This window comes from Acinetobacter sp. YH12137 (assembly GCF_013418535.1).
GTDB lineage: Bacteria > Pseudomonadota > Gammaproteobacteria > Pseudomonadales > Moraxellaceae > Acinetobacter.
Map to the genome: position 1 here is coordinate 20,453 of NZ_VPBW01000021.1, position 20,856 is coordinate 41,308.

24 protein-coding genes are annotated in these 20,856 nt (G+C 43.3%); 19 read left to right on the forward strand and 5 right to left on the reverse strand.

Features of this window, described 5'->3' with window-relative positions:
* The 11 genes from nuoH (at position 1) to FTU72_RS10925 (ending at position 9,874) form a co-directional block, all read left to right on the forward strand.
* Positions 1-1,011, forward strand: coding sequence for an NADH-quinone oxidoreductase subunit NuoH (gene nuoH, locus FTU72_RS10875; protein ID WP_004785081.1), 1,011 nt, complete (start codon positions 1-3; stop codon positions 1,009-1,011).
* 18 nt (positions 1,012-1,029) lie between these two features.
* Entirely contained in the window at positions 1,030-1,572 is a 543-nt protein-coding gene (nuoI, locus tag FTU72_RS10880) for an NADH-quinone oxidoreductase subunit NuoI (protein ID WP_004785079.1), read from the forward strand.
* Complete coding sequence (gene nuoJ / locus FTU72_RS10885) at positions 1,572-2,090, forward strand: NADH-quinone oxidoreductase subunit J (RefSeq protein WP_171056685.1); 519 nt, start codon at positions 1,572-1,574, stop codon at positions 2,088-2,090. The genes nuoI and nuoJ overlap by 1 nt, the downstream gene beginning before the upstream one ends.
* Positions 2,090-2,398 carry an NADH-quinone oxidoreductase subunit NuoK gene (nuoK, locus tag FTU72_RS10890; protein ID WP_004280769.1) on the forward strand — a complete coding sequence of 103 codons (309 nt, stop codon included), beginning with the start codon at positions 2,090-2,092 and terminating at the stop codon, positions 2,396-2,398. Before nuoJ ends, nuoK begins: the two co-directional genes overlap by 1 nt.
* Entirely contained in the window at positions 2,395-4,284 is a 1,890-nt protein-coding gene (gene nuoL / locus FTU72_RS10895) for an NADH-quinone oxidoreductase subunit L (protein ID WP_180012381.1), read from the forward strand. The genes nuoK and nuoL overlap by 4 nt, the downstream gene beginning before the upstream one ends.
* Position 4,285: 1 nt before the next feature.
* A complete protein-coding gene (gene nuoM, locus FTU72_RS10900; protein ID WP_004785072.1) occupies positions 4,286-5,899 on the forward strand; it encodes an NADH-quinone oxidoreductase subunit M in 1,614 nt (537 codons plus the stop codon).
* Between the two features lie 3 nt (positions 5,900-5,902).
* On the forward strand, positions 5,903-7,447 hold the full coding sequence (gene nuoN / locus FTU72_RS10905) for an NADH-quinone oxidoreductase subunit NuoN (protein ID WP_004785070.1): 1,545 nt from the start codon (positions 5,903-5,905) through the stop codon (positions 7,445-7,447).
* A 123-nt stretch (positions 7,448-7,570) separates the two neighbouring features.
* Positions 7,571-8,206, forward strand: coding sequence for a uracil phosphoribosyltransferase (gene upp / locus FTU72_RS10910; protein WP_004785068.1), 636 nt, complete (start codon positions 7,571-7,573; stop codon positions 8,204-8,206).
* Between the two features lie 85 nt (positions 8,207-8,291).
* On the forward strand, positions 8,292-8,585 hold the full coding sequence (locus tag FTU72_RS10915; RefSeq protein WP_180052834.1) for a cold shock domain-containing protein: 294 nt from the start codon (positions 8,292-8,294) through the stop codon (positions 8,583-8,585).
* 207 nt (positions 8,586-8,792) lie between these two features.
* Positions 8,793-9,158 (forward strand): hypothetical protein, encoded by a 366-nt coding sequence (locus tag FTU72_RS10920; RefSeq protein WP_180052833.1) that lies wholly within the window; start codon positions 8,793-8,795, stop codon positions 9,156-9,158.
* Positions 9,159-9,292: 134 nt separating this feature from the next.
* A complete protein-coding gene (locus tag FTU72_RS10925; protein WP_180052832.1) occupies positions 9,293-9,874 on the forward strand; it encodes a cold shock domain-containing protein in 582 nt (193 codons plus the stop codon).
* 46 nt (positions 9,875-9,920) lie between these two features.
* Here the strand turns inward: FTU72_RS10925 and gigC are convergent, their stop codons facing one another.
* Positions 9,921-10,799, reverse strand: a complete 879-nt coding sequence (gene gigC, locus FTU72_RS10930; protein WP_159124400.1) for a LysR family transcriptional regulator GigC — start codon at positions 10,797-10,799, stop codon at positions 9,921-9,923.
* Between the two features lie 85 nt (positions 10,800-10,884).
* Here gigC and FTU72_RS10935 point away from each other — a divergent pair, with 85 nt between their 5' ends.
* Complete coding sequence (locus tag FTU72_RS10935; protein WP_180052831.1) at positions 10,885-11,646, forward strand: ferredoxin--NADP reductase; 762 nt, start codon at positions 10,885-10,887, stop codon at positions 11,644-11,646.
* A 312-nt stretch (positions 11,647-11,958) separates the two neighbouring features.
* Here the strand turns inward: FTU72_RS10935 and FTU72_RS10940 are convergent, their stop codons facing one another.
* Positions 11,959-12,381: a hypothetical protein gene (locus FTU72_RS10940; protein ID WP_005237048.1), complete on the reverse strand. Its 423-nt coding sequence runs from the start codon at positions 12,379-12,381 to the stop codon at positions 11,959-11,961.
* Positions 12,382-12,787: 406 nt separating this feature from the next.
* On the opposite strand from FTU72_RS10940, the gene FTU72_RS10945 reads away from it, so the two are divergent.
* From FTU72_RS10945 to FTU72_RS10960, 4 genes are all read left to right on the forward strand, one after another.
* Complete coding sequence (locus FTU72_RS10945) at positions 12,788-13,141, forward strand: hypothetical protein (protein WP_034702043.1); 354 nt, start codon at positions 12,788-12,790, stop codon at positions 13,139-13,141.
* A 198-nt stretch (positions 13,142-13,339) separates the two neighbouring features.
* Positions 13,340-15,175, forward strand: a complete 1,836-nt coding sequence (locus FTU72_RS10950) for a mechanosensitive ion channel (protein WP_180052830.1) — start codon at positions 13,340-13,342, stop codon at positions 15,173-15,175.
* A 67-nt stretch (positions 15,176-15,242) separates the two neighbouring features.
* On the forward strand, positions 15,243-15,410 hold the full coding sequence (locus FTU72_RS10955; RefSeq protein ID WP_179992650.1) for a hypothetical protein: 168 nt from the start codon (positions 15,243-15,245) through the stop codon (positions 15,408-15,410).
* A gap of 129 nt (positions 15,411-15,539) precedes the next feature.
* Entirely contained in the window at positions 15,540-15,692 is a 153-nt protein-coding gene (locus tag FTU72_RS10960) for a hypothetical protein (protein WP_180012012.1), read from the forward strand.
* Between the two features lie 34 nt (positions 15,693-15,726).
* On the opposite strand, the gene FTU72_RS10965 is transcribed toward FTU72_RS10960, so the two are convergent.
* Positions 15,727-16,926 carry an NAD(P)/FAD-dependent oxidoreductase gene (locus FTU72_RS10965; RefSeq protein WP_180052829.1) on the reverse strand — a complete coding sequence of 400 codons (1,200 nt, stop codon included), beginning with the start codon at positions 16,924-16,926 and terminating at the stop codon, positions 15,727-15,729.
* A gap of 189 nt (positions 16,927-17,115) precedes the next feature.
* Here FTU72_RS10965 and FTU72_RS10970 point away from each other — a divergent pair, with 189 nt between their 5' ends.
* Positions 17,116-17,439 carry a hypothetical protein gene (locus tag FTU72_RS10970; RefSeq protein WP_004785040.1) on the forward strand — a complete coding sequence of 108 codons (324 nt, stop codon included), beginning with the start codon at positions 17,116-17,118 and terminating at the stop codon, positions 17,437-17,439.
* A 24-nt stretch (positions 17,440-17,463) separates the two neighbouring features.
* On the opposite strand, the gene FTU72_RS10975 is transcribed toward FTU72_RS10970, so the two are convergent.
* Positions 17,464-18,324, reverse strand: a complete 861-nt coding sequence (locus tag FTU72_RS10975) for a 1-aminocyclopropane-1-carboxylate deaminase/D-cysteine desulfhydrase (protein WP_004785037.1) — start codon at positions 18,322-18,324, stop codon at positions 17,464-17,466.
* A gap of 178 nt (positions 18,325-18,502) precedes the next feature.
* On the opposite strand from FTU72_RS10975, the gene FTU72_RS10980 reads away from it, so the two are divergent.
* Together FTU72_RS10980 and FTU72_RS10985 are read left to right on the forward strand one after the other, a co-directional pair.
* Positions 18,503-18,688, forward strand: coding sequence for an NF038215 family lipoprotein (locus FTU72_RS10980; RefSeq protein ID WP_034702009.1), 186 nt, complete (start codon positions 18,503-18,505; stop codon positions 18,686-18,688).
* Positions 18,689-18,790: 102 nt separating this feature from the next.
* The gene (locus FTU72_RS10985) at positions 18,791-19,414 is read left to right on the forward strand and encodes a LysE family translocator (protein WP_004785033.1); all 624 of its coding nucleotides are present in this window, start codon (positions 18,791-18,793) and stop codon (positions 19,412-19,414) included.
* 61 nt (positions 19,415-19,475) lie between these two features.
* Here the strand turns inward: FTU72_RS10985 and FTU72_RS10990 are convergent, their stop codons facing one another.
* Entirely contained in the window at positions 19,476-20,663 is a 1,188-nt protein-coding gene (locus FTU72_RS10990; RefSeq protein WP_180052828.1) for an ammonium transporter, read from the reverse strand.
* Positions 20,664-20,856: the final 193 nt, after the last annotated feature.

Consider the following 20,856-nt stretch of genomic DNA (forward strand, 5'->3'; position numbering starts at 1 on the left):
ATGGAACAAGAATTAATCCGTCAAACGCCGTTGTGGGCTGAAAACTGGCCAATCGCCTATTCAGTACTTCAAGCGATCGTGATCTTACTGGTTGTAGTACTGATCGCTGCGTTGATGTCTTTTATTGAACGTCGTTTACTCGGCTTGTGGCAAGACCGTTACGGTCCGAACCGTGTAGGTCCGGGCGGTATGTTCCAGATTGTTGCCGACATGCTGAAAATCATGTTCAAGGAAGACTGGACACCAAAATTTGCCGATAAATTGACTTTCCGTATGGCTCCAGCAGTTGCGATGGCAACTGCGGTGCTGTCGTTCATGGTTATTCCTGTGTCACCTTATCTAGGTGTTGCAGACATGAGTATCGGTCTGTTGTTCTTCATGGCAATGGCAGGTATTGCGGTATATGCAGTACTATTTGGTGGTTGGTCTTCTAACAACAAATACGCATTGCTTGGTGGTCTACGTTCAGCAGCGCAAACTATTTCTTATGAAGTGTTCCTGGGTATTTCACTGATGGGTGTGGTGGCAATTGCCGGTTCATTCAACATGCGTGAAATCGTAGAAGCACAGAAAGATGTCTGGTTTATCATTCCTCAGTTCTTAGGCTTCCTGATCTTCGTGGTTGCAGGTGTTGCGGTAACGCACCGTCACCCATTTGACCAACCAGAGGCGGAACAAGAATTGGCGGAAGGTTACCACGTAGAATATGGCGGTATGAAATGGGGTATGTTCTTCGTTGCGGAATACGTCAACGTAGTACTGATCTCTGCATTGATCGTAACCCTGTTCTTCGGTGGCTGGTTAGCACCATTTGGTCTTGATTTCCTTCCACCAGCATTCTGGTTCATTATTAAAACAGCGTTCTTCGTAATGATGTTTGTATTGGCGCGTGGTTCTTTAATGCGTCCACGTTATGACCAGGTGATGAACTTTGGTTGGAAAATTTGCTTGCCATTGGCGTTGGTTAACCTTTTGGTGACTGGTGCTGTGATTCTGTTGAATCAGGCCTAAGACAGCAGGGAGAACAAAATGTTTAAATTTCTAGCTGGATTCGGGTCAATCGTTCGTACGTTGTTCATGGTCTTTACCCATGCAACGCGCAAACGTGACACCATTTTATATCCGGAAGTGCCAGCCGAAGAAATCGTGCCACCACGTTTCCGTGGTCGTATCGTGTTAACGCGTGACCCAGATGGCGAAGAGCGTTGTGTGGCATGTAACCTGTGTGCAGTTGCATGTCCGGTAGGATGTATTTCACTACAAAAAGCAGAACGTGAAGATGGTCGTTGGTATCCGGAATTTTTCCGTATCAACTTCTCTCGCTGTATTTTCTGCGGTATGTGTGAAGAAGCATGTCCGACAACTGCGATTCAAATGACACCAGATTTCGAATTGGGCGAATATGTTCGTCAAGACTTAGTCTACGAAAAAGAGCACTTGCTGATTTCTGGTCCTGGTAAATATCCTGACTATAACTTCTACCGTGTCACCGGTATGGCAGTTGCTGGTAAGGACAAGGGTCAGGCACAACGTGAAAGTGCACCTGTTGATGTACGGAGTCTATTACCATGATGTGGCCATTTTATTTAATGGCCCTTGTGGCCATCGTCTCTACAGTTCGTGTGGTAACTAATACGAACCCGGTACATGCTTTATTAAGCCTGATCGTTTCACTCCTTGCTGTAGCAGGGCTGTTCCTGATCGTGGGTGCACCATTTGCGGGTGCGCTTGAAGTCATCGTTTATGCTGGCGCAATCATGGTGTTATTCGTGTTCGTGGTAATGATGCTGAACCTGGGCGAACAGACTGTCGCTCAGGAACGCAAATGGTTGACTTCATCAGCGTGGGCTTATCCGGCATTGATGAGCTTCCTGATTGGTCTGATCCTGGTTTGGGTACTTAAATCAGATTACGTACAGCCTTCAATGGTGATGGGCACTGAAATGGTCGGTCCTAAAGCGGTAGGTCAATCACTCTTTACGCAATACTTATTGTTGGTAGAAGTTGCCGCGATGTTATTGCTTGCATCACTTGTTGCAGCATTCCATTTGGGTAAACGTGAACCAGGTGCAGAAGAGGAACAACAATAATGGGCAACATCCCTTTAGAGCATGGTTTGATCGTTGCATCCATTCTTTTTGCACTGGGTTTTTACGGTGTAATGGTGCGACGCAACCTGCTATTCATTTTAATGAGCCTTGAAATCATGATGAATGCTGCTGCTTTGGCGTTCGTCCTGGCGGGCAGTGCATGGGCACAGCCTGATGGTCAAATCATGTTTATTCTGATTCTGACCCTTGCTGCGGCAGAGGCGTGTATCGGTCTTGCGATCGTCCTTCAGTTCTATCATCGCTTCCATCATCTGGATGTGGATGCTGCTAGTGAGATGCGCGGATGAGTTATTTATATCTAACAATTTTATTCCCGCTCATTGGCTTCGTCCTTTTAGCGGCAGGGCGTCACAAGCTTCCTGAAACAGTTGCAGCCATTATTGGTGTAGGGGCTGTGGGGTTATCAGCATTGTTCGCACTCATTGCGGGTATGGACTTTGTCAACAATGGTTCTACTGCAGTGGTGCAACCTCTTTGGACCTGGTTTAATGTCGGTGGTTTTGCACCGGGCATCAGCCTGCACCTGGACGGTTTGTCTCTGTTGATGCTGGGCATGGTGACAGGCGTTGGTTTCCTGATCCATATCTTTGCATCATGGTACATGCGCGGTGAACAAGACTTCGCACGTTTCTTCTCTTACTTCAACCTGTTCGTTGCAAGCATGTTATTGCTGGTACTGGGTGACAACCTGGCGTTGTTATTCCTGGGTTGGGAAGGTGTAGGTCTGTGTTCTTATCTGCTGATTGGTTATTACTACCAAAATCCTGCAAACGGTGTGGCAGCGATCAAGGCATTTACCGTTACCCGTATTGGTGACGTATTCCTGCTGATTGCCATGTTCTTGCTGTTCCAGCAATTCGGTACGCTAAATACTCAGTACATCGTAGAAAATGCTGCGGCTGTGATGACTCAAAGCTCATCATTGACCATCTGGACTGCTTTAATGCTGTTCTTGGGTGCTGCTGGTAAATCTGCACAGATTCCACTGCAAACCTGGTTGGCAGATGCGATGGCAGGTCCGACTCCTGTTTCTGCATTGATCCACGCTGCAACAATGGTAACAGCAGGTGTTTACCTGTGCTGCCGTCTGTTCACAGTATTTGAACTTGCACCTGAAGTGATGATGTTCATCTCAATTACTGGTGCGGTGACATTACTGGTAGCTGGTTTTGCTGCATTGGTACAAACAGACATCAAACGTATTCTGGCTTACTCAACGATGAGTCAGTTGGGCTATATGTTTATGGCTGTAGGTGCTGAAGCATACCAGGCGGGTCTGTTCCATATGCTGACTCACGCATTCTTCAAGGCATTATTATTCTTGTCTTCTGGTGCAGTGATTCTGGCTTACCACCACGAACAAAATATCTTCAAGATGGGCGGTCTGTTCTACAAGAACAAATTCCTGTTTGCATGTTTCGCCATTGGTGGCGGTGCATTGGCTGCAATTCCATTCATCACTGTGGGCTTCTTCTCAAAAGATGCAATCCTGGGTGCGGTTTGGGTACAAGGCCAATCAATCGCAGTTTACAGCACACTTTACTGGGTGGGTGTAATCGGTGCGTTCCTGACTTCGATCTATACATTCCGTCTGATCTGGGTGGTATTCTTCGGTAAAGAAAACACACCTTACCATGCAATCAAGGGTGTAACTTACTGGGGTCCATTGGCAATTCTTGCAGTACTTTCAACTTTCGTGGGTGCAGCATTAAAAGCGCCTGTGGAAAGTATTTTGAATGCGGCTAAACTTCCTGCATTTGAAATTCCGGAAGCACTTGAACATGGCATGCATACTGCAGAATACACAGCAGTAGGTATTGCACTGGTAGGTCTTGCAATTGGCGTGGTGCTGTTTGCTTTTGCTTACAACGCTGTGAAATCTTTTGCGAAAACTTCTCTGGGTGCGGGCCTTGCCAACATCTGCCGTAATGCACTTGGTTTCGACAAGCTGTATGACATCGTTTTTGTGAAGCCTTATTTGTTCTTCGCGAAACTGTTCGGCCGTGATCCGATTGATGGCTTCTGGCTGGTGCTGCCTGCACTGGTTAAAGGTGGTCATAGCTTTACCAGTTCACGTCAAACAGGTTCACTGCGTGAATATGCATCTAGTATGGGGCTCGGTGTCGTTGTCCTACTGATGATCTTGCTCGTGATTCAGGTAGTGGGGAAATAAAATGGAAGCTCCAAACAATATTATTTTGCCGGCTCTGATCCTCATTCCGTTCATTGCAGGTTTTATTTGCTGGTTGGTCGATAAACTCGACCAACACCTTCCGCGTTATATCGCGCTGATTGGTATGTTAGTGACGCTGGTCTTGACCATCGTCCTTTGGCAGTCGGGTACTTATAACTATGAACTTGGCGGTGCGGCTCCTACGTGGGCAGCCGAGTTTAAATTGCCTTGGATTCAAACCCTGGGCATTAACATTCACCTTGCGGTGGATGGTTTATCTTTACTGATGGTTGGCTTGACTGCACTCCTTGGTGTGCTGGCAGTAGGCTGTTCGTGGGGTGAGATTCAGAAAAACGTTGGTTTCTTCCACTTGAACCTTTTATGGTCTCTGGGTGGTGTAATCGGTGTATTCCTGGCGATTGACCTGTTCCTGTTCTTCTTCTTCTGGGAGATGATGCTGGTGCCGATCTACTTCCTGATCGCACTTTGGGGTCATAAAGGGGCAGAAGGCAAGTCACGTGTATATGCTGCAACCAAGTTCTTCATTTACACACAGGTAGCTGGTTTAGTCATGCTGATTGGTATCCTTGGTCTGGTGACTGTAGGCTACACCATGACTGGTCAAATCCGTTTCGACTACAACTACCTGATGGGTGTAGCGAACATGCTGGATACACAAGCACCAGCAGTTGCTTATGCATTCATGATCTGTCTATTTATCGGTTTTGCGGTAAAACTTCCAGTTTTCCCATTACACGGCTGGTTACCAGATGCGCATGCACAAGCACCAACAGCGGGTTCTGTTGACCTTGCAGGTATCTTGATTAAGACAGCTGCTTATGGTCTGATCCGTTTCGTGATTCCATTCTTCCCGGCGGCTTCTGCACAGTTTGCAGACATCGCGATCATTTTCGGTTTAATCGGTATCTTCTACGGTGCTTGGTGTGCTTTCCAGCAAACCGATATGAAACGTTTATTGGCGTATACGTCTATTTCACACATGGGCTTCGTTTTACTTGCAATTTATGCAGGTAACATCCTGACCTTCCAAGGTCTGATGATCATGATGCTGGCTCACGGTCTGTCATCTGCAGCGCTGTTCATTATGTGTGGTCAGGTGTACGAACGTGTTCATACACGTGATATGCGTTTGATGGGTGGTATTCGTGGTCAGTTCCCATACCTTGCATTCTTCCTGATGTTCTTCATCGCGGCGCTTGTCGGTATTCCAGGTCTAGGTAACTTCATTGGTGAGTTCCTGATCCTGATGGGTTCATTCGGTAAATTCCCTGCATTCACAATCCTCGCTGCAATCAGCCTGGTATTTGCGGGTCTGTACGGTTTGATTCTGATCCATAAAGCGTTGTTTGGTGTTCCAAACGAAGAGCAAAAACAGCACTACACAAATCCGTTAAAAGATTTAAATGCACGTGAAGTGGTAATTTTGCTGATCTGTGCATTTGGTCTAGCATGGCTTGGTCTATACCCACAAAGCTTCCTTGACGTTTCTAACTCAAGCATGGCGTGGTTAGCGAATAGCTACATTCCTGTGTCTGAAGCAGCTGATGCTGTGCAGCAAGCTGCCGTTTCAGCTGAAAATGTGGAGATCCAATAAGCCATGAACTTCACAATGTCTTTTTCTGAGCTTATGCCTCTAGCACCTGTGATGATCGTGTCATTGACTGCGATCGTCGTGATGTTGCTTACTGCAATTAAGCGTAACCATAACTTAGTTGCGACTACGACAGTCATTGGTCTAAACCTGGCGGCGTTGTACATTCTGTTCGTTCTGTTAGCGGGTCAATTTGCACCTGCCAATGTAATGAATCTGTTCCTCGTAGATCCGTTTACGATGCTGTATCAGTTTGTGATTATTGTGGCTGCACTGGCGTGCAGTACCTTGTCACATGCTTATATTGAAACCTATAAAGATAACCGTGAAGAACTATACATCCTGATGCTGACCTCCGTTGCCGGTGCGATGCTGATGGTGGCAAGTTCTCACTATGCATCTTTCTTCATTAGCCTTGAGCTCATGTCGATCCCTGTATACGGCTTATTGGCGTATACACATCAGCGTTCTCAATCGCTTGAAGCAGGTGTGAAATATCTGGTGCTTTCAGCAACTGCATCTGCAATGTTGTTGATGGGTATGGCATATGTTTATGCATATACAGGTTCTCTAAGCTTTGTCGCTGAACCAGGCAAACTGTTAACTGCATTCAGTCAACCTGCTGTAGTAATTGGTCTGGCACTGATCGTATTCGCTGTGGGCTTTAAACTGTCACTGGCTCCATTCCACAAATGGACACCAGACGTATACGCAGGTGCTCCAGCACCAGTTGCAACTTTCCTTGCAACTGTGTCTAAAGTGGCAATGCTGGGTCTGTTCGTACGTTATGTATTGTCTTCTGGCTTAATCCTGTCAGATAGCTTCGTAACTATCATCAGCGTGATTGCAGTACTTTCCATCATTGTAGGTAACTTGCTTGCAGTGAAACAGGTGAACTTGAAACGTATCTTGGCATACTCTTCAATTGCTCACTTCGGTTATGTACTGGTTGCGATCGTATCTGCACGTAATACTGACTTTTTACAGGTTCAAGGTTTCGCGACTTTTGAAAGTGTAAACGTCTATATCATCACGTATGTATTGACTACGATTGGTGCTTTCGGTGTGGTAACGCTGATGTCTAGTCCGTATAACAATACAGATGAAGCAGGTAGCCTGGCAGAGTACCGTGGTCTGTTCTGGCGCCGTCCAGTATTGACTGCTGTATTAACTGTGATGATGCTGTCTCTGGCAGGTATTCCATTAACAGCAGGCTTTATCGGTAAGTTCCTGGTAGTGAAAACTGCAGTTGCAGGCGAGTCTTGGTTCCTTGCTGCGATGGTTATCCTGGGTTCAGGTATTGGTCTGTACTACTACCTGCGTGTGATGGTTGTCATGTATATGACTCCACCAGAAACACCACGTCTTGACGCTGTAAATCACTGGGGTCAGAAAGTCGGCGGTATCATGGTATTGCTTGTCGCATTACTGGTACTGGTGATCGGTGTTTATCCAGATCCAATCATTGCGCTGTCTCGCTATGCGTTCTTCGCAATGTCGCCTGAATTACAACAGTTTATTTTCACTTTGGTTCAAAGTGGTTTTAACTAATTCAGCGCAAGTTTGAAGTTATTACAAAAAAGCCTCCACGATTGGGGGCTTTTTTAGTTAAACAAATCCGGAAAAGTCTTTATAATAGCGGAAATTTATCTTTAACCTTCTAGGTGTTCTCCCGTGGCAATCCATGAAATCCGTCATCCTTTAATTCGACATAAACTCGGTTTACTGCGTCGTGCTGACATTAGTACCAAGAACTTCCGTGAGCTAGCTCAGGAAGTGACTATGCTTTTGACTTATGAAGCGACCAAGGATCTTCCTGTCGTTGAGCATGAGATTGACGGCTGGAACGGACCGGTAACTGTAGACCGCATTGCAGGTAAGAAAATTACTGTGGTGCCAATTCTACGTGCAGGTATTGGTATGCTGGACGGTTTCCTGAATCTGATTCCAAGTGCCAAAGTCTCTGTACTGGGTCTGGAACGTGATGAAGAAACCCTACAGGCACGTACTTACTATAAAAAACTGGTTCCAGACGTACAAAACCGTCTTGCGATGATCATTGATCCAATGCTGGCGACAGGTTCTTCTCTGGTTGCTGCGATTGACGTATTGAAAGCCAGCGGCTGTAAAGATATTCGTGTGATGGTATTGGTCGCTGCACCTGAAGGCATTAAACGTGTTGAAGAAGCTCATCCAGATGTGGTGATTTTCACTGCGGCGATTGATCATGGCTTGAATGAAAATGGTTACATCGTTCCGGGTCTGGGCGATGCGGGTGACAAGATTTTTGGTTCAGTTCAAAAAGATTAATATTTTTGAAAATGAACAGAAAAGGGGCTTTTACAGCCTCTTTTTTATATACTGAATACTGACAGATACAGAGTAGGGGACGTTTATGACTTCCGAGCAATACCAAGGAAAAGTAAAACAGTACAATTCAGAAAAAGGATTTGGTTTTATTTCTTCACCTGAGGGTGAGGTATTTTTTCATATCTCGGATTTCCCCGCCGATTTAGGTGAGCCGAAGCGCAATGACCGAGTAAAATTCAATGTGGTTCAGAATGGTGATCGCTATAAAGCCATTAAAATTGAACGTGTAGAAGATAAATCGAAGAAAGCCAAAAAAGCCAAAGCGGTAGCAGTCAATACTTCGATTACTTCAGCCCTATTGTCGAATTTAAAGCGTTAATATTTGCCTGGAAAATACATTTAAAAGGAGGCTTTAAAGCCTCTTTTTTATTCGAGTTATAAGTTTATGTAAGTTATAGGAATCTTGTGTAATTTAAAGCTTATAGAATGTTGCTAAAACAATAAAATACCCACCAAAGCTCAACAATATCTTTTAATCCCTTCCATATAAACTACGCATCTGTTGAATGATCTAGGGACACATATCATGTTTACAGATGGAAGAATTAAAACCTATGATGCTGTACGTGGGATTGGGAGTATTGAACTAAAAAATAATGCACAGGAGCTTAATTTTCAGTTAGATCAACTACCTTCACCTGAAATCGCGCCTCAAGTCGGAGAACGACTTAAATTTAGAATAATTGAAGAGCAAAATACGATTCAGCTGGAGAATATGGTACGTCTGGATATCAAGCATCAGGAAGAGTTCGTTTCTGAAGTAGTTGTATTACCATCTCTAGCTTCTACTTCTGCAATAGTCAATCCGGCACGCAATACTATTTTCTTTAGTCCCACACTCTGGTTGATTCTGGTAACAGCGATTGGATTTATAATTTTTGGAGAAATTTAAGTTAGGTTCTCATTTATTAAGATATTTGTCTCATCCTTCAAATAAAAAAAGCATCTTACGGTGCTTTTTTATTTTTAGAATTTAAAACGCTTTTTGAATACAATAGTTAAAAATATCAAACAATAGAGTGAATTATGTTTTTAGAGGGGAAGATCAAGACCTATAACGAAGAACGAGGTTTTGGTTTTATTGAGATAGCGGGTGAGTCAAAAGATTTATTCTTCCATATTAAAGACTTTCCAAATAAGAATGTGCCACCAAAAGTTGGGGAAAGGTTAAAGTTTCTCAAAGTACAGGATGCAGGCAAGTTTAAAGCAGACAATATTGTGCGTTTGGATCTCAAAACGGAAACCCCTCGACATACGCCTCAGTCACGAGCATTAGAAAATAAGCCTCGTATTACTCAACGAAAACAATCTCAAGAGAAGAAAAGTAGCTTTAGCACTTACATTGGACTTCTGATTATGATTGGCTTAGCCTATGCGGTTTATAACAAATATCAGTATTGGCAAAGCAGCAGAATACAGCCAGTAGAAGTGCAACGTATAGTTGAAGAACCACAAGTACAGCAGAATTTTAGCTGTGATGGACGACAGCATTGTAGTCAAATGAGTTCATATGAAGAAGCTTTATACTTTTTAAGAAATTGTCCAAATACCAAAATGGATGGTGATGGCGATGGGATCCCATGTGAAAGCCAATTTGGACATCGGTAAATAAAAAAAAGCGCCAAAAGGCGCTTTTTTTTATTGAAAGTGAAATTTATGCTTCACAGAATTTCATAAAGGCTTTAAGACCTGGTCCTTGATATTTTTGGCGGTGTACCAGCATAAATAAAGGACGGGTGAGTGACCAGAATGGAGTATTCAGAATGACCAGTTGACCTTTTTCCTGCAAAGGTTCAATCGCCAGCTTGGAAATACAGGACATCCCTAAACCACCTGCCACAATCTTCAGAATCGCTTCATTATGACCTAGAGTCAGACGAATATTGGCATCAGGTACATCTTTTAAAATGGCATTATCAAAGACTTCACGAGTTCCTGAACCTTCTTCACGTAAAATCCATTCAACCGATTTAAAATCTTCAGCAGTGAGCGGACGGTTTAGCTGAGCTAGAGGATGATCCGGCGCACAGCATACTGCCAGTTCATCATCGCGCCAATGAATACATTGCAGTTGTGGTAAATGGCAAGAACCTTCAATCAGGGCCAAATCTAGCTGGAACTGATTTACGGCTTCGATCATTTGACGGGTATTGCCGACCTGCAGTTGCAAGTGAGCCTGTGGCTGGATTTTCAGGAAATCCGCCATCAGATCTGGCATCAGATAGTCGGAAATGGTCAGCGTCGCACCGAGACGAAGGTCAATGCTTTGCAGTTCACCTTTGGCTGCCTGCTCGAAAGCTTCACAGCGGCCAAGGATTTCAAGAGCTTGCGGGAGAAGAAAACGACCTAAGTCATTGAGCTGTAAACGCTTACCAAGACGGTCGAATAAAGGCGCGCCAAGACCATCTTCTAAATCTGCTAAAGCCATACTCGCCGCACTTTGGGTGAGTTTGACTGCATCACTGGCTTTGGTGACGGTGCCTTCTTGAGCAACTGCTACAAAAACAGCCAACTGGCGTAAAGTCATGCGCATGAATAGAGCCTTAACATTTAAAAAATATTAATAAATTATGCTGTCATGCTACCATGAGCATAGTCTTTGATGCCACGTTTGAATCATGTCTATTGAAAAATTTAGCTTGGAAAAGGTTTTATCTGTACACCGTTGGACCGATACGCTGTTTAGTTTCACCATGACCAGACCTGCACATTTCAAGTTTACTGCAGGGCAGTTTGCGCGTATTGGCTTGAAGATAGGGGATGAACTCGTTGTCCGGGCATATTCAGTGGTGTCTTCACCTTTCGATGAAACCCTGGAATTTTTCTCAATTGTGGTGCCTGAAGGTAAATTTACTTCAAATTTACAACATCTTAAAGTAGGTGATGAACTTTACCTGGAAAAGATTCCTTATGGCTATCTGACCCTGGCACGTTACCAGCTGCCATTACCACAAGATTTATGGTTACTGGGAACAGGTACAGGTTTGGCGCCATTTTTATCCATGCTGCAAGACTTTGAAACCTGGAATAAATATAAACATATTAACCTGGTTTATAGCGTCCGTACGCAAGACGAACTGGCTTATGTCGACCGTATTCAGGAAATTGCCGAGAGCTTTGGCGAAGGTTATACTGGCTTTAAATTTATTCCAATCATTACCCGCGATCCTGAAGCAGTGCTTCATCATCGTTTACCGATCTTGATTGAGAATGGGGAACTTGAACGGGCAGCAGGACTTCAGCTTAATCCTGAAACCAGTCACGTGATGCTCTGTGGTAATCCGGAAATGGTTGAAGATACCAAAGAAGCGCTAAAAGCACGTGGCCTGACTATGAACCGTCGTGGTGAAGGAAATATTGCGGTAGAGAATTATTGGTAATTTCTTTAGAGTTTCTCCCTTTCTAAAAGGGAGGTTAGGAGGGATTGAAGTTAGATTATTTGTCAGTTCTTGAATCCTCCCCAACCCCTCCTTTGCAAAGGAGGGGCTTTTACCTCTCCCTTGCGCAGCAGTGCTGCTCATCGCTTAAAAGGAAAGGGAGTTACATCCTTCTTTAAATTAGAAATGGATTAAAACTGAAAATATTTTCAAGTTAAAAAGAATCCCCCTAAATCTCCCTTTGTTAAAGGGGGACTTTTATTTTTTTAGGTACAAAAAAACCTCCGTCATGGAGGTTTTTTTCATACTGTCATATTAGTGAACAAACATATCCATAAAGTCACGGATTTCCTGAATGGCAGTATCTGTATCGGTCGTTAACCAGGTCGGCTCAAAGAAACCGGCATAATGCTCGATCCGATCCGCAGGCACAACTAGACGTACCGGGCAATCTTCTTCCAGTAGGCGCCATGGAATAATCGGAACGTCATTATCTAGCCAGGCCGCAACATTCCGTACATCAATGACCATGGCATTAATGCAGTCCGGAAAAGGCATTACCGACATTTCTTCAGTACGGCGGCGGAAATATTCCAGATCTTGCCAGCGTAGCATAAAGCTCGGTTTGCTAAATTCAATGATTCCAATCAGATGCTGATCACGAGTGTAGTGCAAAGCACATTGATGTGTGACGTCAGTGTCAAGATCAAGCGATACACTCTGTTGACGGTACGCCATAAAACTCGGGTGCATGAAAAATAAGGTGGATAATTATAACGTATTTTGCGCAAAGTAGCAGGTATATTGAAAAACGGTATTTTTACAGCATGTTTTAGCCCACTTAAAATGTGCTTAAAATTTAATAAAATCATAGTGGTATATTGTTTATTTTATAGACAATTCAATTCCTGATAAATCAGCTAAAAACTGCCAGTATCAATTGTCTCGGAAGAGAGTTTCTAACCATAAGACCATAGTATGTTCAGGCTAGAAAATGCCTTTTTTGAAACTAATACCAAGTTCATCAGACTCATACATATAACTTACATCCATTCACTATCTCACCATCTTTTGTCACAGAAGCTGTGATAACTGCTTGTTATGATAAAAATCTACTTATGAATAAGAAAGAGTGAGAATGGTCATGGTTGATGATTTTAATAAAAAACCACCTTTGCATGATCAGGCAGCAATTACGCAGAAGAAGCGCATTCCTGTCTATATCCTGATTTTGGTCGGTATCTTTTTACTGGCAGTCCTGTTCTATATGTTTGCAGATGTGAAGCCAGATGCGCCTGCGACCCAGCCTAATACACCAGTACCAGCGACTGAAGCCCCTGCCAATAATGGTAGTCCGGCGGCTACTCCAGGCGGTGAAAGCAATGAAGCAATGGCTACTGCAGATGATGCGATGACAGAAGCAACAGCCACTGTAGGCGAAATGTCACAAGATACAGCAGAAGCTACTGCAACTGATGCTCAACAGGCCACCCAATAATTGGAATTATTAAAAAAAGCTCTGGTTCATGACTAGGGCTTTTTTGCAATAGGTGGTGATGTTTTTCAAAGTTCTGTATCTCCAGGCAAGCTAAGCACAGGAAGTTCAAGCTTTATAAGCAATCGGAAAGAGCTGAAGATTTCAAAAATAAGCTCGTGAATTCAGACAAATAGCGTAATAACAAAGAGGGCAGAAAACATGAATGATTATATGAGAGGCCCACGTGGTGGCTATGATGCCATGTACTACTGGGATCAGTTTCATCCAATTCTTAGTGCAATTGCCATATTAGTCCTAGGTTGGATTATTGCATTACTCGTCTCGGCAGGTGTTAAAAAAATCTTGCAAAAACTAGGGACCAATACACACTTAAATGCAGCGACAGGACATCGCTCTAATGTCGAGAGTATTATCGCTCGTGTTGTGTTCTGGATTATTCTGATTATTGCGGTCATCGGTGCGCTTAACGTGTTGAATCTGACAGCAGTGAGCGGACCGTTCAGTAATATGATCCAGCAGTTCCTGCTCTTTATTCCACAATTGCTGGCGGCTGTTGCTGTGGCCTTTGTTGGGTGGATTGTGGCAAATCTGGTCAAAGTCGGCTTGCAAAAAATGCTTGATCGCACCCAGCTGGATGAAAAGCTGAGTGCCGAAGTCGGTGTCAGCCCAATTAGCCAAAATATCAGTGAAATTGTTTACTGGCTGATTTTACTGCTGTTCTTGCCAATCGTCTTGTCGATTCTAGGTCTACATGGTTTATTACTGCCAGTGCAGAACATGCTGACTGATGTTGTAAGTTATCTGCCTAATATCTTCATTGCTGCAGTTATTGTATTTGTCGGATACATTCTGGCAAAAATCGTTCGCGGTATAGTTGAAGGTTTGCTCAACAGCCTGAATATTCAACATCAAGCTGAAAAAGTCGGCATTTTCAAAAACTCGAATGTCGCTCAACTGATTGGTTCATTCATCTTCGCAGTTGTAATTATTACGTCATTAATCATTGCATTTGAAGCACTGGGTATCGAAGCAATTTCTCAACCAGCAACTGCAATGCTGTATGAGATCATGAATGCCATTCCAAATATCATTGCAGCCGCACTGATTCTGATTCTGGCTTATGTGGTGTCTAGACTGGTAGCACGTCTGGTGACTGAAGTCGTTGCCGGAACAGGTGTAGATGAGGTTCCAGCTAAACTGGATCTGCAACGCTTCCTAGGCAAAACCAAACTATCAAGTCTGGTGGGTTATCTGATTGTACTGTTCACCATGCTATTTGCAGTTTCCGAAGCTGCGGACCGTTTAGGCTTTGAACAGGTGAGTGGCCTGATCGCGATGTTCATCTACTTCGGTGCAAACATCCTGCTAGGTGCTGTGATCCTGGTGATTGGCTTCTGGCTGGCCAATGTAGTTGCCAATATTGTGCAACGTGGTGAATACAACAGTTCACGCTGGTTAGCGAACCTGGTTCGTGTACTGATCATGGGTCTGGTCATTGCGATGGGTCTACGTGCCATGGGCATTGCTGACTCGATCGTGAATCTGGCCTTCGGTTTAACTCTGGGTGCTGTTGCTGTGGCATTTGCCTTGGCCTTTGGTCTCGGTGGCCGTCAACCAGCAGAACGTGTACTGACTGATTTGATCGATAAAGCTAAACGAGAAGCTAAAGAGCCGAATCCTTTGAAAAATGAAACTAATATCATGACTTCAGGCTTAGGTGCTGATGTCAGTGGTACTACAGGTGCAGGCAGTTCAACTACAGGAGAAAATATTGTGCCGAATCAAGATCAATCACAAGATGACAATACGCCAATGCGTACCAATTTATCCAATAGTACGCCAGCGACCTTGACTACTGCACCACAGGATGATGAAGCGTCAGGGGTAGATCAGGTGACACCAGATGTCGATCAGGCTGTACCGGATTCGCTTCAAGTTGATCCAACTCATCCACCAGCGAATAATCCATTTGGTTCTACAGGTGAAGAAGAACCGGATGTCGATAGTCATCCAAAAAAAGATGACCCGAATTAACCTGTTCTATTTAAACAAAATCGGCCACGCTTGAGTGGTCGATTTTTTTAATCCTGAGGAAATCTGAATGAATGCCAAGAAACCGAATAATCTGTTAGCACCCTTAGTGATAGCAGGCATAACCATTGGCTTTTTCACGGCTGCTTATCGATTTGTCTTTGTGAAAAGCAAACAGGATGAGCAGGCTGAAAAAGAGCTGGATAAGAAAATACCTGATCCAGACGAATTTAACTAAGTCGAAATACTGCCTAGTCACTATACATAGAATTTCTTTTTTAAAAAATATAGAATATTCAAGTGAATACTAAAATGATTTTGGTATTTTTCTTGCATTAAAAATATAAAGAAAAAGGAGATCAATAAGATGTGGAAAACATTTCAGCATAAATTCATGGCACCTATGGCAGATCAAGTACCCTTACATCTGCAGGAAGCGGCTCAGAAAATGCAACTGACGATTGACCGTTTAGAAAATACGGCCAATCTCAACCTGTTTAAAACGGATTATCTGGAATAAGCGAAGTATTTTCTCTTCCCAGATCATCTCTGTATTAAACATATTCCGATGCGGCATGTGCTGATGACCATGCCCATTGGAAGTTAAAACCTCCCAAATGACCAGTCACATCCAGTATCTCGCCCACAAAATACAAGCCTTTCTGCTTTTTGCTTTCCATGGTTTTAGATGAAACTTCGGTTGTATCTACGCCGCCCAAAGTCACTTCAGCTGTCCGGTAACCTTCAGTTCCAGAAGGCTTCAGTTCAAAGCCACTTAAACGTTTGGCAATCTGTTCCAGCTTGTCATCACTGATATTGCCGATGAATGTTTCAGCTACTTCAGTCCAGATCAGATTCTGTAATTCTAGTACTACGCTCTTCGGTAAATATTCGGTCAATAGTGTACGTAGCAGAACTTTAGGCTGACTCTGTTTTTTAGATTTAAAGAAATCAAACAGGTCGACACTTGGTAGAAAATCAACCTTAAAGCTTTGGCCAACATCCCAGTAATTTGACAGTTGTAGGGAGCTAGGGCCGCTCAGACCACGATGGGTAAACAGTAAAGCTTCAGTAAAACTGTTTAAATCATTGGACAGCGTGGCTTCAACTGCATTACCGCTCAGACGGGTGGTGACTTCCTTGAAACTATCCGAGAAAGTAAACGGCACCAGACCGGCACGGGTTGGATAGACATGATGTCCAAACTGTTTGGCAATCTCATAGCCGATGCCTGAACCGCCTAAGGTTGGAATTGACAGGCCACCTGAAGCAACCACAACAGATTCCACTTCAAAATATCCTAAAGAAGTGGCTACCTGAAATCCTTGATCGTCTACAGTGTTGATAGCTTTCACTTCGCAGTTGGTTTTGATCTCGACCAGACCGGTTTTGTCACATTCGGACAGCAACATCGCCAGAATTTCTTTAGCACCATTTAAGGTGAATAACTGTCCATGTTTACGTTCTTCATATTCGATGCCATATTCGCAGACCATGCTAATAAAATCCCAGTTGGTATAGCGGGTCAGTGCTGAAATCACGAAATGCGGATTGTGCGAGATGAAATTTTCAGGTTCGACATAGAGGTTGGTGAAATTACATTTTCCGCCACCGGACATCAGGATTTTCTTACCCACCTTATTGGCTTTTTCAACGACTACGACTTTACGACCACGTTGTGCTGCCATATAGGCCGTCATTAAACCTGATGCACCTGCACCTATGACCAAAACATCGTATTGCTGAACAGACATGACACACTCAAGGGAGAAGAAAGGGGAGCATTATAGACAATTTTATTTCAGCTTTGGCTATTCTTGAAAGGGGCTGCCCGAATTACAACGTGTTAGCGAATATTTATCATAAATAATTTGAAGCAGCTGGCGGATTCATGCATAGTTTTGTCATGCCTAAAAAATAATCACAATGAAAAGGAATAATTTATGACGGATACGGCAGCATACAAACAATATAATCTGATCAGCTATATTCTTCATCTACTGGGTTTTTTCCTGGGAATAACCCCATTAATCGCCATTATCATGAATTATATTAAACGTGATGAAATGCGGGGCACCTGGCTGGAAAGTCATGTGGACTGGCAGATTAAAACCTTCTGGTTCAGCTTGCTGGGTTATATTCTAGGTGGGCTGCTCACCGTGATTCTAATCGGTTTTGTGATTATTTTTCTTGTCTTTGTCTGGCATGTCTATCGGCTGGTCAAAGGGCTAATTGCACTCAATGAAAATAATCCGATAGGCATTTAAGTTTCGATCAGAACTTTAAGCGATTTAAATATTTCGACCTTGTAGTCCACCAGTATGCAGGATCAGCAGTTTTGTTTCTGGTGGAAAGCAGCCTTTTTCAATCAGATTTGAAATTCCCAACAGCATTTTTCCAGTATAAATTTGCTCTAAGGGAATATCATATTCAGCTTCAAAGTGCTGTATAAACTGGATCAGTTCAGGAGTGGTTTTGGCATAACCACTGCAACAATAATCATCGAGAATGGACCAGTTTCTTTTCTTGGTCAGCTTAGCCACCTCCTCATTCAGGAAGTTGCCTTTTAAGGCAGAAAATCCTAATACCTGTTGATGAGGCTGGCTGGCTTCAATCAAACCTGTAATCGTGCCACCAGTGCCTACAGCACAGCAGATCACGTCAAATTGTGCATCGCCGTCCTTTAGAATCTCCTGACATCCCCGAATCGCTAATGTATTAGTACCGCCTTCAGGAATGATGTAATGTGCAGGAAAATTTTGTGCTAACGCTGTTAGATAATTAGCGTCCTGTTTACGTCGATATTCTTCACGACTCACAAAATGCAGTTGCATTCCGAATTGTTGTGCCAACGCTAAAGTGGGGTTTAAAGGCTGATGAGCCAGTTCTTCACCCCGAATAATGCCGACACTCTCAAAGCCAAACTGCCGTGCTGCAAACGCCGTTGCGGCAATATGATTGGAATAAGCGCCACCAAAAGTTAGCAGCTTTTTAAAGCCAAGTTGCTGTGCTTCCAGAAAGTTGTATTTCAGTTTAAAAAACTTGTTGCCTGATATTTGCGGATGCACCAGATCCAGACGGCGTATGGTTACAAACCTGTCTTTCAGCCAGATGCGCTGGTCTGGAATATGCTGGGCGATTTTTTCAAACATGGTATTTTCATAAGCTAAGAATGAGCAAATTATAGCGAAATAGAATCAGCAGGATGGCAGAATCATGAGCTCCTTAAACTAAGAATAAAATTTTGTAGATTGTCACAATTCATATGCTGAAAATTTAAACAAATTTGCTAATCTGAATCTTATAGGGAACTTAGAGGAGGATAGAATAATGAAAATACTATCCTGTACGATTTTAAGTGTATTGCTCTTAGTAGGCTTATCTGGCTGCGATGATCCTTTGAATAAGCCTAAAACTGATACACGAAGCATGATCATTGGCGGAGTGCCGGTGCATGACCATGATTATAAGATGCTTGATTCATCCCTCACCGCTCAAGACCAATTGAAGAAATAGCCGGATTTCGCACAAATATTGCATCATTTGTGTAGAAATATTAAAGCAAAATAAATTATTTTTACTTAAAATAAGCCATTCATTTTAAGTTTGGATGGTCACGTGGAATCATTTTGGATTTTAGGTTCAATTGCCTTTGCCCTCATGTTAGGTGCAATGAGCCCAGGACCAACTTCTATTTATGTAGCGAAAAATTCAATTGCGATCTCACGTAAGCATGGCTTATTTACAGCTTTAGGTACCGGAACAGGGGCGGCTATTTTTGGCTTACTTGCAGTCCTAGGTTTACAGGCATTCTTGCTGGCTGTGCCATCTGCTTATCTGGCGCTTAAAATTTGTGGTGGTTTATATCTGCTCTGGTTGGCTTTTAAAATTATCAAGCATGCCAAAGAACCGATCGATGCAGGCGATGACAGTCAAACTCAGATGTCCTTACGTCGTGCTTATATGACAGGTTTGATTACCCAATTATCTAACCCAAAAATTGCGATTGTATTGGCCAGTATTTTTACTGCGCTTTTACCAAAAGAAATTCCAACTTACTTTTACTTTGTATTGCCGGTTTTATGTTTCTTTATTGATGCGGGCTGGTGCTCACTGGTGGCCGTTGCACTTTCTGCTGAAAAGCCACGTCGAGTATATTTGAAGTTTAAAGCCGGTTTTGACCGTGCAGCAGGGGCGGTTATGACCGTACTTGGCTTAAAGCTGATCTTCGGGATGAAGTAATTTCCAATTATCGCAGACTATAAAAAAGCCCCGATGATTCGGGGCTTTTTTAATTTGGTGCTTAAAAAATATTTTCTTCGGAATTTGCCGAGATCCGGTGAATAGATAAGTCTGCACCAGTAAATTCTTCTTCCTGACTCAGACGAATACCGATCAACACTTTCAGCAGACCATAAACCAGAAATCCACCCACCAGAGCTACTACAATCGCCAGTACGGTGCCGAATAGCTGTGAAATAATAGAAACACCGCCCATGCCTCCGAGCCATTGCTGACCGAATACACCGACAGCAATTCCACCGAAAGCACCACATACACCATGCAAAGGCCAAACCCCTAATACATCATCCACTTTAAGTTTATTTTGGGTATAGGTGAATAGTTTTACAAAAATCACGCCTGCGCTGATTCCGATAAATAATGCACCCAGTGGATGTACCACATCAGAACCTGCACAGATGGCAACCAGTCCGGCTAATGGACCATTATGCAAGAAGCCCGGGTCATCTTTACCCGCTACTTTTGCCGCAATAGTTCCACCGACCATCGCCATTAAAGAGTTAATTGCAACCAGTCCGGAAATGGCATCCAGGCGCTGTGCACTCATCACATTAAAGCCAAACCAGCCGACAATCAGAATCCATGAGCCTAAAGCAAGGAAAGGGATAGATGAAGGGGGATGTGCAGTAATCCGGCCATCATTTTTATAGCGTCCATTACGTGCACCAAGTAAAACGACCGCAGCCAGAGCAATCCAGCCTCCCATGCCATGCACGACCACAGAGCCGGCGAAATCATGGAAGCTGGCACCAAAGGTATCTGCCAACCAGTCCTGAAAACCAAAGTTTCCATTCCAGATCATCCCTTCAAAAAATGGATAAATCAGAGCCACCAGAAATAAAGTCGCTAAAGCCTGCGAACGCATTTTGGCACGTTCTGCAATTCCTCCCGAGATAATCGCAGGAATAGCAGCGGCAAAGGTCAATAGGAAGAAACAGCGCATCAGGTTATAACCATGATCGGCTGCTAAAGTAGAGGCATCGTGGAAAAAATGCTGACCATAGGCAATATAATAGCCCACTAAAAAGTAAGCGATGGCAGATAGGGAAAAGTCAGTGAGAATTTTACTTAAGGCATTGACCTGATTCTTATGGCGAACTGTCCCTAGTTCTAAAAACGCAAATCCTGCATGCATGGCAAGCACTAGAACTGCACCGAGAAGGAGAAATAATAAGTCTATATTTTGCATTGTGCGTTCCAATTTAGTGCATAGAATCACAAAAGAAATCCAGTATATAGAGGCAAACTGATTCGAAAAGAGTTACTAACAAGGGAAATTTTGATAATGAATTTCTTGAAACTGACAAGACTCGATATAAAGCACAATAGAATTTTATGCACCAAACTAAGACATCATAAGAAAAGATAAAATTTAAATTTAT

Excerpts from the sequence above, each read along its gene's own strand:
- nuoH (WP_004785081.1), top strand. The coding sequence starts at position 1 with ATGGAACAAGAATTAATCCGTCAAACGCCGTTGTGGGCTGAAAACTGG.
- nuoI (WP_004785079.1), top strand. The coding sequence starts at position 1,030 with ATGTTTAAATTTCTAGCTGGATTCGGGTCAATCGTTCGTACGTTGTTC.
- nuoJ (WP_171056685.1), top strand. The coding sequence starts at position 1,572 with ATGTGGCCATTTTATTTAATGGCCCTTGTGGCCATCGTCTCTACAGTT.
- nuoK (WP_004280769.1), top strand. The coding sequence starts at position 2,090 with ATGGGCAACATCCCTTTAGAGCATGGTTTGATCGTTGCATCCATTCTT.
- nuoL (WP_180012381.1), top strand. The coding sequence starts at position 2,395 with ATGAGTTATTTATATCTAACAATTTTATTCCCGCTCATTGGCTTCGTC.
- nuoM (WP_004785072.1), top strand. The coding sequence starts at position 4,286 with ATGGAAGCTCCAAACAATATTATTTTGCCGGCTCTGATCCTCATTCCG.
- nuoN (WP_004785070.1), top strand. The coding sequence starts at position 5,903 with ATGAACTTCACAATGTCTTTTTCTGAGCTTATGCCTCTAGCACCTGTG.
- FTU72_RS10915 (WP_180052834.1), top strand. The coding sequence starts at position 8,292 with ATGACTTCCGAGCAATACCAAGGAAAAGTAAAACAGTACAATTCAGAA.
- FTU72_RS10920 (WP_180052833.1), top strand. The coding sequence starts at position 8,793 with ATGTTTACAGATGGAAGAATTAAAACCTATGATGCTGTACGTGGGATT.
- FTU72_RS10925 (WP_180052832.1), top strand. The coding sequence starts at position 9,293 with ATGTTTTTAGAGGGGAAGATCAAGACCTATAACGAAGAACGAGGTTTT.
- gigC (WP_159124400.1), bottom strand. The coding sequence starts at position 10,799 with ATGCGCATGACTTTACGCCAGTTGGCTGTTTTTGTAGCAGTTGCTCAA.
- FTU72_RS10935 (WP_180052831.1), top strand. The coding sequence starts at position 10,885 with ATGTCTATTGAAAAATTTAGCTTGGAAAAGGTTTTATCTGTACACCGT.
- FTU72_RS10940 (WP_005237048.1), bottom strand. The coding sequence starts at position 12,381 with ATGGCGTACCGTCAACAGAGTGTATCGCTTGATCTTGACACTGACGTC.
- FTU72_RS10945 (WP_034702043.1), top strand. The coding sequence starts at position 12,788 with ATGGTTGATGATTTTAATAAAAAACCACCTTTGCATGATCAGGCAGCA.
- FTU72_RS10950 (WP_180052830.1), top strand. The coding sequence starts at position 13,340 with ATGAATGATTATATGAGAGGCCCACGTGGTGGCTATGATGCCATGTAC.
- FTU72_RS10955 (WP_179992650.1), top strand. The coding sequence starts at position 15,243 with ATGAATGCCAAGAAACCGAATAATCTGTTAGCACCCTTAGTGATAGCA.
- FTU72_RS10960 (WP_180012012.1), top strand. The coding sequence starts at position 15,540 with ATGTGGAAAACATTTCAGCATAAATTCATGGCACCTATGGCAGATCAA.
- FTU72_RS10965 (WP_180052829.1), bottom strand. The coding sequence starts at position 16,926 with ATGTCTGTTCAGCAATACGATGTTTTGGTCATAGGTGCAGGTGCATCA.
- FTU72_RS10970 (WP_004785040.1), top strand. The coding sequence starts at position 17,116 with ATGACGGATACGGCAGCATACAAACAATATAATCTGATCAGCTATATT.
- FTU72_RS10975 (WP_004785037.1), bottom strand. The coding sequence starts at position 18,324 with ATGTTTGAAAAAATCGCCCAGCATATTCCAGACCAGCGCATCTGGCTG.
- FTU72_RS10980 (WP_034702009.1), top strand. The coding sequence starts at position 18,503 with ATGAAAATACTATCCTGTACGATTTTAAGTGTATTGCTCTTAGTAGGC.
- FTU72_RS10990 (WP_180052828.1), bottom strand. The coding sequence starts at position 20,663 with ATGCAAAATATAGACTTATTATTTCTCCTTCTCGGTGCAGTTCTAGTG.